Here is a 16,508-nt window from a genome sequence, read left to right on the forward strand (position 1 = left end):
ATTTGGAGATGTTCCAATTCCCAATCAAAATCCCAGAAATCATTTTCGGCTCCAATCTCGCATTTTTTCTCGTCTCATACCCTGATTCAGCAACGCCAGGATTTCAAAGACAACTTGCGGGGCGATATTATCTTCAAGCCACTGTTGGTAGGAACCTCTGTAACCTTTGGGTCTACCAAATACTACCATCGTATCAGGTGCTTGGCGAGTTTTGTTATCTCCTTCGACGGGATACCACAGCAAATCACCTGCTACAAAGACATTTTCGTTGTCTTTGTATAAGGCATCTATTCCACCTTGAATGGTGACAATTAATTCAAACTGTTTGGTATTGTCTGACATGGGTTTGCCGTCACTGTCGGGGTAGATGATTTGTGGTGAGGTTTTAGTTGGAATTGTTGCCGTCATGGGGATGAGTCCTTTGCTAGTATCATCAATTTATATTTTATATCTATTATGAAGCCGAGAAACCGGGTTTTTCACGAAAATACTTCGTTGTAACCGACAGATTTGATAAAAACCCGGTTTCTTTGTCGGAGTCCCTAAATCCTGTGTACTCTTATTCTACTTTTCCTAACACCAACGGTTCTAATAAATTGCGTTCTTCAATGGGAAGTTCTAGCAAAACTCGTCTGTCACCCTTGGTTTCCTTATAGCGGACAGCCGCATTCAGCAGGCGGATGGGAATTTGGAATTGTTCGTAGTTGCTGGTTAGTTTTTGCCACAATTCTAACCAAGTGCGTGCGGCTTTGTCGCTGACCATTTCTGACATTAGCGCGGGGATGTTTCGCACAATTCCCTGTCCTAAGATTGAGAGATATTTGTGTTTTTCGTAAACTGCAATTAGGCTGGTGATGCGAGTTTGATATATTATTGAATCGTTGCTGGTGAATAGGGTGCTGATAATTAATTCGGCATCTTCCGAACTAGCTTCGTCATCTGATTCAAGTCGTTGGAATGCGTCGTCTAAGGCGGCGATGCCTTCATCCCAACGATTTAATCCGAGAATGGCAATGGCACGATTGAAGAAGACAGGTACACCTTCTTTACCAAGTTCGATCGCCTTATCACAAGATATTAAAGCTTTTTCACAAGATACTAAGGCTTCATCATAGCGTTTGAGGTGGTTGAGTACATCACCTCGAATAAGCCAAGCCCACCCAGAAAAAGAATTGGAGTCAATTTCAATGGCTTTATCAAAGGATTCTAAAGCTTCATCATAACGTTTGAGATTGTAGAGTATATCACCTCGATTACGCCAAGCCCACTGATAATTGGCATCTAGTTTGATCGCCCGATCGTAAGATAGTAAAGCTTCATTATAGCGTTTGAGGTTGTTGAGTACATTACCTCGCATACGCCAAGCATACTGATAATTATCATCAAATTCGATCGTGCGATCGAAGGATTCTAAAGCTTCTTCATAGCGTTTGAGGTTGTTGAGTACATTACCTCGTATACGCCAAGCCCACTGATAATTGGCATCTAGTTCGATCGCACGATCCAATGATACTAAGGCTTCATCATAGCGATTGAGGTTGTCGAGTACATTACCTCGATTAGCCCAAGCCCACTTATAATTGGCATCAAGTTTGATCGCGCGATCGTAAGATACTAAGGCTTCATCATAGCGTTTGAGGTTGTTGAGTACATTGCCTCGATTATTCCAATCCCACGGATCGTTAGCATCAAGTTCGATCGCACGATCGCAAGATACTAAGGCTTCATCATAGCGTTTGAGGTTGTAAAGTACATTGCCTCGCATACGCCAAGCTGACTGATAATTGGCATCTCGTTCGATCGCCCGATCGTAAGATTCTAAAGCTTCTTCATAGCGTTTGAGGTTTTTGAGTACATTGCCTCGATTACGCCAAGCCCACTTATCATTGGCATCTAGTTCGATCGCGTGATCAAATGATACCAAAGCTTCATCATAGCGTTTGAGGTTGTTGAGTAAATTGCCTCGTTTAACCCAAAATGACTGATTATTGGCATCAAGTTCGATCGCCCGATCGAAAGATACTAAAGCTTCTTCATAACGTTTGAGGTTGTTAAGTTCATTACCTCGCATATACCAAGCCCACTGATAATTGGGATCAAGTGCGATCGCGCGATCGCAAGATACTAAGGCTTCTTCATCGCGTCTGAGGTTGTTGAGTACATTACTTCGCATAGCCCAAGCCCAAGCCCACTTATTACTGGGATCAAGTGCGATCGCCTTATCGAAAGATACTAAGGCTTCTTCATAGCGTTGAAGAATTTTGAGTACATTACCTTTATTAGCCCAAGCCCTCGCATAATTAGAATCAATTTCAATAGCCTTATCTAAACACTCCAAAGCTTCATCGCGACGTTTAAGCCTATTCAAACAACGTCCCTTTTCCAACCAATCTCTTGCCTCCCCGCGACTTGTTACCAATCTTTCCGCATATGCTAAAGCCGAAACATCATCTTTCTGTTCAATACAATTTTCCATCTCATCATAATAAGCCTTCAGAAGCGGATCTTCCTCATTGTTCTCAATAGCCTCCAGCGCCCGCGTATGATATTCTCGATCCATCACAGCATCAGGTGGAATCGGTTTCAAACCTTGCCGATACATAAAATGACATTCTTTCTCCGCAAAATCAACATCCGCCATCCTCAATCCCAATCGCTGCTGCAACTCTTCCCGCGTATACCAAACCCGAATAAAATCCACAATTAATCGAATCGGTTGATTGCGCTGCTTCTTCACCTCCAGACAAAAACGCATCAATGGTTCCCGCAATTCATACCACGATTCCCGTCCAATTTCTTCCTTTTTGACATAACCTTTTTCTAACAAATCTTTAAGTTGACTAGATACTGTTTGGTGAGTAATAAAACAGTATTTAGCAATTTCTTTCACTGGTGCTGCACCACCTCGATCGCACAAAAAGTCAACAATCTTTCGTTGCTGATTTGAAATATACTTCATCCGATCCTGATAGTATGGCGTGAGGCTATCCAGCATTTCCATGAACGGTTCCACCAATTTATCGAGCGATTCAGGAGTCATCAGAAAAGCCGAAAAAACAATATACACGCGAGGACTGCCACCAGAAAGGTAATGCACAACTTTTATGCGATCGCGCCCGGTTGGAGTTTGAATAAAAGATGCTAAATCTGTATTCCCTTCTAAGTTAGCAATGTGATTCAACAAATCTACAGCATCATCAACCTTAAACTCATTTAATGTATGTGAATAGAAGAAACCATAAAAAGGATTATCATAGAGTTTGACTCCATCAAACAAACTTTGTGATGTCGCCAAAATAGTCAAAAACGAATGATTTTGAATGTACGCCCTCAACTGCTTCTGCCCGAATTCCTCCAAGCCTTTAAACACGTCCTCTAAATTTTCAACAATCAATAATAGTACCCGATTCCCAACAAACTCTCTCAGCAATTCTGCCGCCTTATATTCAGCTTGTTCGAGGGACAGATCATAAAGCTTTTCAACTTCATCATGTAACTGAGCTTGATATGCTGCGGGATATTCTTGAGCAATTGCCCGGAATATTCCCCGCAACAAATCCAAGAAAGATGCAATCCCCCATTCCTCTTCGCGCAGCCACGCAATTAGCAATTTATCTTGCAAATCCTCCATCTTGGCAACACGATGATATATCAGGGAAACTAAGTGCGTTTTGCCAATACCGCGCGGCCCGATTAGGAGTTGAAAATACTTGCTATCTGTTGTGGCGCTATCCCGGATTTTATCTACTAAATAATTTGCTAGTGTGTGACGTTGGACTAGGATATCTTCCAGGGTTTCTGGTGCCATCAAGCTCGGAGTAAATCGGGAGATAAATGTATTTTTCATAGATTGATTCGGTGGGTTATGTAGTATTATTTAACTGGTTCCCCGGCTCTGCCTGGGAACCGATATCTAGAGGCTCTGCCTCGTCTGTTACCGAGGAAAAGAAGAGGCAGAGCCTCCGGATCTGCGTCCCCAGGCAGAGCCTGGGAACGAGAATTTCTTAGTCCGCGAAGGCGGACTTCGTTTGTGTAGTCGCGGTTTCAACCGCCGGATTAATTGGAAACAAGAAATCTCAACATCTCGATGATTTCCAGTATTTTTGAATCAGCGGATAACGAAATTGAAATCCCAAATCACTCTTTTGGATATAATAATCTTTCTGCAAAAGAGTTAACACTTTCCTGGCAATTTCCTTGTCTTGAGTGTCCGACTCTTGCTTGAGACGATTAAACAATTCATCAAATAACAAAGGCTCGTTTGCGACTGCCAAAATATCTAGTAAATTCCTGGCATAAGGACGCTGTTTATCATCGTAATAACTATCGATGCGCTCTGCGTAATGTTCCATCTTCCAAGGATTCATCGGGTCATCCAAAGAATCAGCAATGATTGCTTTAATCGCTGGTATATCCCCTGAACCACCGCGCAATTTGAGTTTAACAATTAAGTGGTGGATGTAGAAAGGAATGTTACTTAATTCATCGGCGATCGCAACAGCAGTTCCTTGGATATCCGGTGTCAAAATATTCTCGCCTTCCAGCAATTTTCGTGCTAAAATAGTTGCATCTTTAGTCGATAGCGGCGGCACATCTTGGGGATACATATCATTAGTCGGGTCGTTTGTATATCCCACTTTTCTCAGATCGGCAATTACGTGATGTAAGCCGATCGAACCTGTATAAACCATTCTAACACGAGGATACATCTGGCGGAGCGATCGCAAAGTATCGAGCAATTCCATCGCCGCTTCATCACCGATGTTACGCAGCATATATGGGAGTTCATCCCAAAAGAAGATGAGTGTGCTGTCTTGATTTTCTACCAAATCTGCGATCGTTTCAATCAGCAATGCTTTCCAGTGAGGCGCGGCAATATCGGGTAATTTGAAACCGCTAAATTCTGCTCCTCCCAATTTGCTTAAAAATTCGTGAGTCTTCTTAGTGGTGCGATTCAAAGGTGTTAAATGTGCTTTGACATCCAGAAAGACTGTGTTGACAAACTCTATGGGCGATTTTACATCTTCCAAATCGCGATAAATCGGCAACTTATTTGCGGTAGCTTCCGATCGCATCTTCTTAATTACCGAAGTTTTCCCCATCCTTCTTTCAGCACTCAACATCACACTTTGCTGCTCTAAAATCCCCCATAAATCAGAAATTAGCTTGTCTCTACCCATGACTTCGGCTGAAGCAATTTCGCCCCCTGGATTGGCTTTCATATTCTTTCCTTAATTATATTTATGTAATTTACTTTTTATATTGTACGTCTATTTTGACGTATATCGGGAATCGACCAACAAAATCGATCGAACTCCTGTGGGATGGGCATCTTGCCCGTCCCTGATTCTCCGGCTCTGTCTGGGAACCAATATCCAGAGACTCTGCCTAGCTTGTCTCTGATTCGCGGGAGGCAGAGCCTCCGGATCTACCTCCCCAGGCAGAGCCGGAGAACTACAAAAAAGGATATAAAAATCTGCAAAATCTTCTTGACGTTTTGTTACAATACGCAAAACTTGATATTTTAAACCACACCGGATGACCTTTTTCAACCCCTGTGAACCTCTAATCCGCTCCAAACAAGAACATCTCGACGTACAAGATCTCGCAGGCCTGTTGCGCCTCCGCTGGCAAGTCGGAGATATTACTCTTTTCTCAGGATTTTATACCCGCATTGACCAAACTTTTCTGCTTTGGGCTTTGGTGACGGCGGGGATTTTTTTCACGGCTCAGTTTGTCCCGCTTAGTTGGAGCTTTCAGGCGATTTTGTGGTCAACAGTGACTCTAATTGGCACTGCGATCATGGCTGTTTTGACTTTGTTTTGGGTAAAGGTTGAGCGGGTTAGCTGGATTCTTTACTCTTGGGCGATTTTGATGATTTCTGGTTTGATTTTGACGGATTGCAGTATTTTTGCGGGTTGGGGATTTTGGTTGCTGCATCTGTGCGATTTGTGGTTGGGGTTGAGCGCGATCGGCTATTTTTGTACTGGACTCGGTTTGCGATCGCGCACTTTTATCCTCATCGGGCTAACTCATTTATTTAGCATACCTCTATTAACATTCGTTGCCCCTTGGCAATATCTAACCACAGGGATAATTATGGCGGGATGTTTGCTGTTACTCTCAGAGTTGCAGTGGGATATGCGATCGCCGATCGACAATACGTTGCTGTGCGAAGAACAAAAAGAATTCAACCGAATTCAACAGCAACGGCGGCAGTTGGGCGCGAATGCAGCCAAATAACTCAAAAATCTTAACAGTCCGCAATCTTATAATTCGCTGAAAACTCACTTAAGCTGCGATCCCCGAACCTAAGTCTGAGAGAGGATTCCAAAAGTGCGATCGATCTCTTAATCAAAACAAAAACAGCATCTTTTAGATCGAAAAAGTGTAAAGAATTCTGTACAACAGGTCACAATTTAGAGAAATCGCAGAGAATAGAAACATACAGCATAAATAAAAAATCAACCTTAACCAGAACAGGAGTTTTGTTGTTTTACCTGTGAATCGCCAACCTAAGGAGAACGGTGTCCGGGAGGCGACTGGCGAAAAATGCTGTACTTACCACGATAAAAGTTAATTCTGGTTGACAGTAGTTGTCAAAACCAAAAAGTGGTGCAGGGTTTTTACCGTTTCCCCTGCTTTGCAGTCTCTGAGGAGAGGCTAAACCCTCTACTAGAACAGCCTGAGGAGATTGGCACACAATTTGACAGGTGGTCAGGCGGATGTTTGAGTTACCTTGTTTAATAAAATTGAGGAAATGCTCGCTTAGCAGCATTGCAGGACTTAGGATTAAATAAGTCCTGCTTTATCATAGGTTCGTAGTAAGGACTTTAGTCCTCCCTCTTGAATTTAGAAAGAAAGGACTGAAGTCCTGACTACAAACTTGTAGGTTATGTTTTACTCGCTACGTGCCTTTTCGCAAAAGGGTGCATCTGGTTTTGGAAGAGGGCGAAGCATGACCGTATATAAGTTATTAGTTCTAATCTCATATTGACTGCGGTCATGCTTCGCCCCTACAGATATATTTGTCAAACCCAGATACACTATCGCAAAATTTCTCGCACTTCCATTAAAATCTGTCCCAACATATTTTTGCCACTGCCATCTTTCCCACAACCCCAATAGTAATCTCCAGGTGCGTTTTCGACTATTTCTTCATCCCCGGTAGCGAGTAAAATTTCGCGGATATCGGCATGAGTTTCAAATTTGCGTAATACGCATTTTCGCATGATATCATCTTTGACTTGTTCCCAATCTTGGCGCAGGGGACGAGAGCGTTCGCGCCCCATTGTTGCTGCATCTTTCGGCGTTTTTGCTTGGCGAATTTGCTCGCAGTGTTCCGTTTGGGGAAACTTTTGTGCTTGAAAATAATGTTCGGTAGTCGGCCAGTATTCTCCGTCTAACTTGAATCCGTGACGGGAAAAGTTAGAGAAACTACCGTATTCGCTGCGAGTGCTGTAAAAGTAGATAGTCATAATGTCTCCGATTTCAACCGCCATAATAACTTGGGTCTACGGCCAGCTTTACCTATCTTGATTCTCCACTATCTTAAACTGCAAATCAATATTTTCAAGATGGGAACCAATGTAAGACAACAAAGCGTAGATAAATACGATCGTTCCCACCATTTCCAAAATTTCCTCAACCGAAGCCAGCAAACCGTAGATCAAAGTTCGCTGACCTACCGCATCTGCATAATAACCGCAAACCATTTCCATGCCAAGCGCTCCACCTACATATATACTGCCTGCGAGTAGAAATAAATCCCTGGTTTTTCGGGGTAAGTGCCAGAGAAACTTGAGATAAGTCAGCCCAGTAACTGCAACAAAAATCGCCCCCGGAATTACCCAAATGAAGTAAAAAAATCCCCCTAAATTCAGTGACTCTCGCAAGTCGTTAATAATTAATATTTCATGCAGGCTCAAGATTTCATCTAAAGAGAATAATACAAAGATGAACCCTAGTGCCTTCCAATGCCGAAAATATCGATCGCCCTGCTTCTGCTTGGCAGCAGCAATAATACCTAGCAAAATCCCGCAAAACAGTAAAGTAAATGACGAGTACCACGAGGGATAATTTATTTCTCTGTCTAAATTAAACAAATGAATCCAGCGTTCGCGATAGTTAAAACCGTAGCGCAGAACTTGTACGGTGAAACCAGCAACAGCAAAGAAGAGCACCCAAATGCTAAGAGAGAAGGCAACTCTCTTTGGCGAAACAGAAATAATGAATTTCATCGACTTTTTGGTAAACTAGAACAAGCAAAATAAAACTATAAAGTAAAAAATAAAAAATGCAAACATCCGCGCTATCCGTCTCTGCTGATTGTTCTGTATAAAAAAATACTAATAACTGAAAATGCGCGTTCAAATTCAAACCTTCACTGTCCGCAAGCGGTTTGCACTTACCATCAGCCGCGGTACAACAGCCCAAAGTACCAATTTGTGGGTAAAATTAACACACGAAGGTATCGAAGGTTGGGGAGAAGCATCGCCCTTTTCCACAGGTTCTAAGCCCCAAACTACCGAGAGTCTGCTAGCAGCATTGCAGGAAGTTGCACCGCTACTAGAAAAGTTTACTCCGTGCGATCGCCAAAAAGTCGAACAAATCTTCACAGAAATCGAGTTACCCTCCGCCGCCCGCGCCGGCATCGACATGGCAATGCACGACTGGCTGGGCAAAAAAGCAGGCTTCCCGCTGTGGAAAATGTGGGGATTAGATCGATCGCGCATTGTCCCCACATCCGTCACCATCGGCATAAATTCGCCGAGGAGTGCGAGAGACAGAGTGCGCGATTGGTTTGGCAAAGATGCGACAGATCCCGCCAGCATCAAATACCGCGCTGTCAAAATCAAGTTGGGAAATCCCGCAGGAATTGAAGCCGACAAAGCTATGTTGATCGCAGTATTAGACGAAGCGCCGGCTAACATTCAAATCAGTGTAGATGCTAACGGTGGTTGGAATTTGAAAGAAGCAGTAGAAATGTGTAGCTGGCTGGAAAAATATAACATCAATTATGTCGAACAACCGCTTTCACCAGTCGCGGATCTGGCTGGATTTTCGGAACTGTACCGTCAATCGCCACTGCCAATTTTTGCTGATGAAAGTTGCTTTAATAGTTCTGATATACCCAAGTTAGCACAGTGCGTCCACGGCATCAATATCAAAATGATGAAATCCGGCGGATTGAGCGAAGCTATGCGGATGATTCACACAGCCAAAGCCTGCAATCTGCAAGTGATGTTCGGCTGCTATTCCGATAGTGCGATCGCAAATACCGCAGCAGCACAACTTTCTCCCCTCGCTGATTACTTGGATTTGGACAGTCACTTGAATTTACTAGACGATCCTTTCAGCGGCGCAGTCGTTGAAAATGGGTGTTTGCTGCCAAATGGGCGATCGGGATTGGGAGTGCAGCGAATTGACCTTGTAGAATAGAAGTATCGTTAAACAGTTGACAGTTGACAGTTGACAGTTGACAGTTGTAGCGTGCGTCGCCACCAACCATCACAAATAAAAATCGACCATTGATGAGCGACGCACCTTACTTACAGTTGACAGTTGATAGAGGAAGCACGAGGTTTTCAGGATGGGGATTTACAGCCAACCCTAAAAATATTCCACCTAAAGACGAGCGTTTTAAAACCATGAATTTCGATCAAAACAAATCTGGAGATACTATGATGCCAGTAGAATCAATAGGACAGGGAATTGATAGAGAAGCCAAGCTTTTTTTTGAAGAACACAAGCCGCCCACTGATTTAATCTTTGATGATGGTGCAGAAATGGAAAGCAACCGCCACCGCATAGCAATGACCGTTTTAATCCGTTCGGCAGAACAAGGTTTAGCTAACCGGAACGATTTTTTTGTCGGTGGCAATATGTTTATCTACTTCAGTGCCCAACAGGTTCGCAATCGGGATTATCGAGGCCCAGATTTTTTCGCTGTGTTGGGTGTTGACGGCAATACTTCCCGACAAGGCTGGGTAGTTTGGGATGAAAACGGACGTTACCCGGATATCATTGTGGAACTGCTTTCACCATCAACGGCTAATGAGGATACAGGCAAAAAAAAGGATATTTATGAGCATGTTTTTAGAACGCCAGATTATTTTGTCTTCGATCCTTTCGATCCGAATTCTTTGCAGGGATGGCGTTTAGATAATAATCAACGCTATCAACCGTTAGTCCCCAACGAACAGGGCTGGCTGTGGAGTCAAAGTTTGGGCTTTTGGTTGGGGACTTGGGACGGAATTGTCGATCGAGAAACAGCAACTTGGGTGCGTTTTTACGACGAATCTGGCAATCTAATTCTGTTACCTGAAGAAGCTGCTCAACAGCAAGTCGAAGCTGCTCAACAGCAAGTCGAAGCTGCTCAACAGCAAGTAGAAGTTGCTCAACAGCAAGCGGAACAGGAACGCCAACGAGCCTCGCGACTAGAAGCCAGATTGCGAGAATTGGGAGAAGATCCGAATGCTTTAAACCAGTAATCGCAAATCACAGCGAACAATCAATTGTAGATTATAGATTGTAGATTGTAGATTTAATCTACAATCTACAATTTTTCAGCTTAAAAGTGAACCAATGACTAAAAACTATCCTATCAAAAATGGCAAAGTTGCTATCTTGCTGCACGAGGGAATTCTCGGTACTTCCGGCAAAACAGGCTTAGCTTTTTTGCGCTACAGCGAAGCACCAATTGTAGCAGTAATTGACCGCCAATGTCCGGGACAATCTTTATCTGAATTAACTGGTATTCCTCAACAAGTACCGATAGTTGCTTCCGTTGCAGAAGCACTGCAATTTGCGCCGGATATTCTGCTAATTGGTATTGCTCCATCCGGCGGTGTTTTGCCGCCGGAATGGCTGCCAGAAATTAATCAAGCGGTAGCAGCAGGTTTGTCGGTTGTCAACGGTTTGCACGCGAAACTTGCACCTTTGATAACGGTTCCGTTAACCGAAAATCAATGGATTTGGGACGTGCGTCAGGAACCGAAGTCTGTTGGGGCGATCGCCTCTGCCGCCGCTGCTAAATTAAGCTGTCGCCGCGTGTTAACTGTCGGTACAGATATGAGCGTTGGCAAAATGTCAACCAGTTTGGAACTCGATCGCACTTGTTTGCAGCGGGGTTTGCGTTCCAAATTTTTAGCAACCGGACAAACGGGTTTAATGATTGGAAATGAAGGCATTGCTTTGGATGCAGTTCGAGTTGATTTTGCGGCCGGTGCTGTTGAACAAGCGGTGATAAAATTGGGTTCGGAATGTGATATTCTGCACGTAGAAGGGCAAGGTTCGCTATTGCATCCGGGTTCGACGGCGACTTTGCCACTGTTGCGGGGCACGCAGCCAACTCACTTGATTTTAGCGCACCGAGCCGGACAAATTCACATTCGCAATCACCCGCACGTATCGATTCCTAGTTTGTTGAAAGTGGTTGAATTGTACGAAATGGTGGCCGCTGCTGCGGGTGCTTTTGTTGGGGCAAAAGTCAGCGCGATCGCTCTCAATACTCATCACTTAACTCACGCAGAAGCGCTGTTAGCAATAGCAGGAATTCAAGCAGAAACGCGATTGCCTTGTACCGATCCGGTGCGGTTTGGTGCGGAGGTTTTGTTGGAGACGATCGCCAATTGATATGCTACAATAAGTTACAACTAGCTAAGAGCTACAGAAAACTATGACACAAAGCATTCAAGCAAAAACACTGACACTGCGCGATGTCAAAACAAAATTTAACTTCCAACTTGCTGAAGACGAGCAATTCTTCCGGGAGTGGATTGAAGATTTGCCAGAAATAACAGACGCAGAAAAGCGATCGCTCGACAAGGTAAAAGCAGGCTATATCAATAGTACCTCATACCCTTTCCTAGAAGATACTGTAAAAATGGTGGTACTAGCTCCTTTGCTATTTGTAGCAGATTTTTTCCTAACTCCCTTTCACATAGAATGTGAAAAATCTGTTGAACTGATTGTCGAAGATGAAGATATAATTGTTAGGGGCAGCATAGATGTCCTATTATTGCTGCAATCTTTTTGGGTTGTGGCGATCGAAGCCAAGCGATCCCAATATTCCGTTGAAGCTGGACTTCCTCAATTGCTATTTTATATGCTGAATGACCCAAATTCAGAACAACCAACGTTTGGGCTGCTGACTAATGGCAGCAGTTTCCGATTCATTAAAGTGACTAAACAAGATACACCGCAGTATGCTTTATCTAAGTTGTTTGATATTCAGAATCCCGGCAACGAACTTTACGAAGTTTTTCGCATTTTCAAACGAATCGCTGCTGTAGTTTCCAGCTATAACTCATGATTGCAAGTTCTGTTTCCTTACCATCTGGATGCACAATCCGCCAAGCGTCGGAGCGAGATATCAAATCAATTAGAATGTTAGTTTGGAGTGCGAAACTCGATCCGACTCAGTTGCGCTGGGAGCAATTCTGGGTGATCGAATGTGAGGGGAAATTGGCTGCTTGCGGACAATTGCGGAAGTTTACGGGCGCGGAAGAGTTGGGTAGTTTGGTGGTGGCGAAGGATTGGCGCGATCGCGGTTTGGGCATTTACCTGACAAAACATTTAATTCAACAGGCTACAGAACCGCTATATTTAGAATGTTTGGGAAAGCGGCTCGCATCATTTTATACCCGCTTTGGCTTCGTAGAAGTTTCCGTGCAAGATTTGCCGCAGTCCCTGAAATTCAAGTTCGGTTTGTCTCAGTTAGGTAAAACTTTATTCAGACTTCCGGTAACAATTATGCAGTATCAAGCAGGTTCTTGATAATTATGACTTTTATGAAATTGAGATTCTGAATTTATGAATTAATTTTAAGTTCGATTTGTTCAATAATTGCGATTACAGGGCTAAGGCTAAAAAATGGTTTTGTACGCTACTTAGAGGATTCGCTGTTCGTACTTATTCCGCACTCTATATATACAGATTATGCTTCTGGGGCTGACTTCAGTCCTGATGAGACAAGAAAGGACTGAAGTCCGAACCATCGAACCTCAGACAACAACGGACTGAAGTCCGAACCATCGAACCTGTAACGGGTATTTTACTAGCGATGGTGTCGGTCACGCACTAGATATGTATGGATGTTCCGGATTGCCCGATCGACTTTGCGTAAACTCAGGATTCACAGCCTGCGGTAGTCCAGTTGCCTAAATTGGCACAGCTACCAGTCAGATGAGTAGGCTGAAACTATTGATAAATCGTTGTTTGCAGGCTGACGAGTGTCCTGTGCCAGTACCAGACGATAAAAGTGTCAGGGCGATCGCACCAAACACATTCGATTCCTGGGAAATTAGTAAGTGTCAAGCAAACGAGTCACAGCCCAATCACAAAAAAGCAACCCCAAAAATAAAACATCTTCACAGCAGCAGTAATGCGGAATCAGCCAATCCCTAGTGTAGATAACCACATCTACCCTTGAGGTAAATCCCACCCACGGCTCAACCACTAAATCGTTAATTCAATACCTCGGAATTACCGAATTTAAACTCCCGCAACCGCTTCTCAAATCCCTTCTAAATTTCAAAAATTCTTGGGCTTCGATCCGGATAAAAGAAGGAAAGACAAGAACAATGAAATATCAGGACAATCAATCAATCTCAACCGAGGAAATGCAGCCTCTCAAATAGCAGAAACCGACAATTACACATCCATTTATTGTAACACAACAGGAGTAAATATTATGTTCAACGTAGTAAAAGCTTTCGGCTCTATCTTCTCCACTCAAGGATACAGCACAGCCAACAATCTGTTAATCAAAAATTACGTCAACACCAACTTTAACTATTTCAACGAAGAAGCAGTCGTCGATGAATCGATTTACCCGAATCAAACAGGTCGCGTCCGCTTCCAAGGTAGCTGGTGGCCCGCACGGTGCGATCGTCTGTTAGTTTCGCTCACTCCCGCAGACTAAATCAGAGGATGAACAACTAGGAAATGCGACCTTTCAAATAGCAGAAACAGGCGATTAAACTTCGATATATTTTAATACAAAAGGAGTCAGGGAAATGTTTAACTTAGCAAAAGCTTTCGGTGCGATTTTTTCTGTTCACACCTACAGCACAGAAAACAATATGTTAGTGGACAACTACATCAATACCAATTTTGTCTATTTCAACGAAGAAGCAGTCGTCGATGAATCGATTTACCCGAATCAAACAGGTCGCGTCCGCTTCCAAGGTAGCTGGTGGCCCGCACGGTGCGATCGCTTTTAGTTTCCCTCACTCCCGCCGACTAAAAGAGAAAGTAATCTAAACCTTTTCACGGTAAGAGCCCCGAATTCTTCAAGAAGTCGGGGCTCTTACTGTTCTGTTGTTGAGCGGCAATTAGGCTTAAGTACCCCCTTTATTTCTTAGCCCGCGCACCATCCGGGCTTTGTTTGTGTAGTAGCGGTTTCAACCGCCGGATTATAGCTACAATAAAATGGCATTTTTGAGAGCTTGTTTGTTGGGGCGATCGCCCATTTGAGATTCGCTACTTTCTGGACTGACTGCTGTTGTTTCTGATGCTTTAGCTGGCGGTAGTGGTTCGAGCAGTTTGGATTGAGCTTCCTGAATTGAAGGGTAATTTTCAGCCCAGGATGAAATCACTTCTGAAAGAACATCGCTTTTATCGGATAAGGGTTCAATTAGCTGCGCTAGTTCAGTTAATTGTGTGGCCGAAAAGAGCGATCGCTGGTGAGTTAATAGTTCGATCAACGAGTCAATCTTTTGTTCGGGGACTGACATGGATTCCCGTTGGATTTTGTGAATTGTTTGCCGCACAAATTCTACAGACAAATCTAATAATTGTGCGATCGTCTCTAAATTCATTCCAAATGCTATCATCCGACGAATGGCTTCTAACTTCGCCTGCTGCCCACCTTGTTCGAGTCCTTCTTCTAAACCTTCTTGCTTGACTTCCTGATAAAATCGAGTTTGTCTGAGTTCGCTTAAATTTAGCATGGTGGCAATTTCCTCGCGGCTTTTTTGGGGGAGTTTGTAGACGATAATTGTTTCGATGAGGTTAATTAAATCGCGTAAAACGGTGGGATCGGACAACTGTTGGCGGGCCATTGCGATCGACTGCCGTGCTTGTTCTGCGGCTGTCTCTGCTGGCTCGATTACCAGTTTAACAACTTTGACTCCCAGCGATCGATCTGCGGCTTCTGGCAATTCATCGAGGTAAATCCGTTGCACCCGCTGACTGGTTAGGAGTTCCTGAAATTGCAGCATCTGTTCGTGTTCGATCCGACGGCTAGGATAGATGACAACCACGCGCCAAGGATTGACGGGTTTGTATTGTCGCAGATAGAGAAAGAGCTCGCCAAAGATGCGGTAGTACAAGTCGGGATCGGGTTGAAACTGAACTTCCGCTAAGTAAAATGGTTTTTCCGGTTCTTCGGTGGTGGGGAGAAATAAGCCATCGATGCGGAATGCCAGTTGTTTGATTTCGCGGGAGGTGAATTCATAGGCGGCGGCTTCTTCTGGAGGGCGATCGATCAGTTCAAAGAAGAAGCTAGGAAATTCCTGAAACAGGCTGTAGAAAATGGTGTCTGTTTTCATGAGTTGTCGATGGGAATCGAAGATGGGTACTATACCATGCCAAGAGAGGAACAAACATAACGCAAGAACCCACAATCGGGGAAATTGATTTTTAGGCTTGGCAACATTTTATGCTATTGTCTAACTTTGTTTTTACAGGAAATTTTGGATAAAATGGTCGATAACAAAGATACTATAGAAGTGCCTTTACGACCTCTTGTTTGGATGGGAGACTCTCGCAAAAATATCCGCGAGTTTCCTGAAGAGGTACAAAAAGCGGTAGGTTATGCCCTACAACTGGTGCAAGCTGGGGAAACACCTTTGTCAGCCAAGCCCTTTAAAGGGGTGGAAAGCGGTGTGTATGAAATCGTCAAACGTTACGATACCGATACTTACAGGGCAGTTTATGCTGTAAAGATCGGTGAAAAAATCTATGTATTGCACGCTTTTCAGAAGAAATCAAAGCAAGGGATTAAAACCCCACAGGCTGATGTTGACTTAATTAAAAAACGCTATCAAGACGCACTAGCTAGGGAGCAACAATTATGACAGAAGAAACTATTTTTGAAGAAAGCAGTGGTAATGTATTTGCTGACCTTGGATTGGCAGATGCTGATGAACTTTTTGCGCGAGGTAAAATCGGTATTCAGGTACTTCGCCTGTTAAAACAGCGCAACTTAGAACAGCGTGAAATGAGCGAATTACTTGGAATTCCACAGCCAGAAGTATCTCATTTAATGAACGGAGAGTTTCAACGGTTCAGCGAAGGAAAACTACTGATTTTCCTGAAGCGACTCGATACGGAAATCACCTTACATCTTCGCCCTCGTAATGGGGGAAATCAATCTGCTGAAACTGTGATATTGCTATAGGAATCAGGGGGAACGCATCTTATTGAACACTCTTCGCTAGTGGTGAGTATATTTTGAGATAAATTCACCATTCTTAGAAGCTATAGATACGCTTTGTAAT

At 43.6% G+C, this 16,508-nt stretch carries 16 protein-coding genes and 1 pseudogene; 11 read left to right on the forward strand and 6 right to left on the reverse strand.

What is annotated here, in order from left to right:
• Positions 1-93: 93 nt before the first annotated feature.
• The 3 genes and pseudogenes from JGK07_RS29905 to JGK07_RS29915 form a co-directional block, all read right to left on the reverse strand.
• Positions 94-408 (reverse strand): annotated as a pseudogene (locus tag JGK07_RS29905) (hypothetical protein); the annotation flags it as partial.
• Between the two features lie 151 nt (positions 409-559).
• On the reverse strand, positions 560-3,847 hold the full coding sequence (locus JGK07_RS29910) for a tetratricopeptide repeat protein (RefSeq protein ID WP_293193897.1): 3,288 nt from the start codon (positions 3,845-3,847) through the stop codon (positions 560-562).
• A gap of 229 nt (positions 3,848-4,076) precedes the next feature.
• Positions 4,077-5,222, reverse strand: coding sequence for a hypothetical protein (locus tag JGK07_RS29915; protein ID WP_293225289.1), 1,146 nt, complete (start codon positions 5,220-5,222; stop codon positions 4,077-4,079).
• Between the two features lie 316 nt (positions 5,223-5,538).
• Here JGK07_RS29915 and JGK07_RS29920 point away from each other — a divergent pair, with 316 nt between their 5' ends.
• Complete coding sequence (locus JGK07_RS29920) at positions 5,539-6,243, forward strand: hypothetical protein (RefSeq protein ID WP_293192977.1); 705 nt, start codon at positions 5,539-5,541, stop codon at positions 6,241-6,243.
• Between the two features lie 803 nt (positions 6,244-7,046).
• On the opposite strand, the gene JGK07_RS29925 is transcribed toward JGK07_RS29920, so the two are convergent.
• Together JGK07_RS29925 and JGK07_RS29930 are read right to left on the reverse strand one after the other, a co-directional pair.
• Positions 7,047-7,478, reverse strand: coding sequence for an NADAR family protein (locus JGK07_RS29925; protein WP_293178233.1), 432 nt, complete (start codon positions 7,476-7,478; stop codon positions 7,047-7,049).
• Between the two features lie 48 nt (positions 7,479-7,526).
• Positions 7,527-8,240 carry a hypothetical protein gene (locus JGK07_RS29930; RefSeq protein WP_293178099.1) on the reverse strand — a complete coding sequence of 238 codons (714 nt, stop codon included), beginning with the start codon at positions 8,238-8,240 and terminating at the stop codon, positions 7,527-7,529.
• Positions 8,241-8,361: 121 nt separating this feature from the next.
• Here JGK07_RS29930 and JGK07_RS29935 point away from each other — a divergent pair, with 121 nt between their 5' ends.
• The 8 genes from JGK07_RS29935 (at position 8,362) to JGK07_RS29970 (ending at position 14,228) form a co-directional block, all read left to right on the forward strand.
• Positions 8,362-9,441 (forward strand): dipeptide epimerase, encoded by a 1,080-nt coding sequence (locus tag JGK07_RS29935; protein ID WP_293178102.1) that lies wholly within the window; start codon positions 8,362-8,364, stop codon positions 9,439-9,441.
• A gap of 245 nt (positions 9,442-9,686) precedes the next feature.
• On the forward strand, positions 9,687-10,493 hold the full coding sequence (locus JGK07_RS29940; RefSeq protein ID WP_293178236.1) for a Uma2 family endonuclease: 807 nt from the start codon (positions 9,687-9,689) through the stop codon (positions 10,491-10,493).
• 94 nt (positions 10,494-10,587) lie between these two features.
• Complete coding sequence (locus tag JGK07_RS29945) at positions 10,588-11,637, forward strand: DUF1611 domain-containing protein (protein ID WP_293225287.1); 1,050 nt, start codon at positions 10,588-10,590, stop codon at positions 11,635-11,637.
• Positions 11,638-11,680: 43 nt separating this feature from the next.
• Positions 11,681-12,316: a type I restriction endonuclease gene (locus JGK07_RS29950; RefSeq protein ID WP_293196689.1), complete on the forward strand. Its 636-nt coding sequence runs from the start codon at positions 11,681-11,683 to the stop codon at positions 12,314-12,316.
• On the forward strand, positions 12,313-12,780 hold the full coding sequence (locus JGK07_RS29955) for a GNAT family N-acetyltransferase (protein ID WP_293192968.1): 468 nt from the start codon (positions 12,313-12,315) through the stop codon (positions 12,778-12,780). The genes JGK07_RS29950 and JGK07_RS29955 overlap by 4 nt, the downstream gene beginning before the upstream one ends.
• A gap of 408 nt (positions 12,781-13,188) precedes the next feature.
• Positions 13,189-13,410: a hypothetical protein gene (locus tag JGK07_RS29960; RefSeq protein WP_293178115.1), complete on the forward strand. Its 222-nt coding sequence runs from the start codon at positions 13,189-13,191 to the stop codon at positions 13,408-13,410.
• Positions 13,411-13,546: 136 nt separating this feature from the next.
• Positions 13,547-13,927 carry an NfeD family protein gene (locus JGK07_RS29965; RefSeq protein ID WP_293291181.1) on the forward strand — a complete coding sequence of 127 codons (381 nt, stop codon included), beginning with the start codon at positions 13,547-13,549 and terminating at the stop codon, positions 13,925-13,927.
• 94 nt (positions 13,928-14,021) lie between these two features.
• The gene (locus JGK07_RS29970) at positions 14,022-14,228 is read left to right on the forward strand and encodes an NfeD family protein (RefSeq protein WP_293291183.1); all 207 of its coding nucleotides are present in this window, start codon (positions 14,022-14,024) and stop codon (positions 14,226-14,228) included.
• A gap of 198 nt (positions 14,229-14,426) precedes the next feature.
• On the opposite strand, the gene JGK07_RS29975 is transcribed toward JGK07_RS29970, so the two are convergent.
• Positions 14,427-15,557, reverse strand: a complete 1,131-nt coding sequence (locus tag JGK07_RS29975; protein WP_293243363.1) for an Rpn family recombination-promoting nuclease/putative transposase — start codon at positions 15,555-15,557, stop codon at positions 14,427-14,429.
• 153 nt (positions 15,558-15,710) lie between these two features.
• Here JGK07_RS29975 and JGK07_RS29980 point away from each other — a divergent pair, with 153 nt between their 5' ends.
• Together JGK07_RS29980 and JGK07_RS29985 are read left to right on the forward strand one after the other, a co-directional pair.
• Positions 15,711-16,085 (forward strand): type II toxin-antitoxin system RelE/ParE family toxin, encoded by a 375-nt coding sequence (locus tag JGK07_RS29980; protein ID WP_293243360.1) that lies wholly within the window; start codon positions 15,711-15,713, stop codon positions 16,083-16,085.
• Positions 16,082-16,408, forward strand: a complete 327-nt coding sequence (locus tag JGK07_RS29985; RefSeq protein ID WP_293178127.1) for an XRE family transcriptional regulator — start codon at positions 16,082-16,084, stop codon at positions 16,406-16,408. Before JGK07_RS29980 ends, JGK07_RS29985 begins: the two co-directional genes overlap by 4 nt.
• Positions 16,409-16,508 lie beyond the last annotated feature (100 nt).

Origin of the sequence: Microcoleus sp. PH2017_24_DOB_U_A (genome assembly GCF_020738205.1) — a bacterium.
Lineage (GTDB): Bacteria > Cyanobacteriota > Cyanobacteriia > Cyanobacteriales > Microcoleaceae > Microcoleus.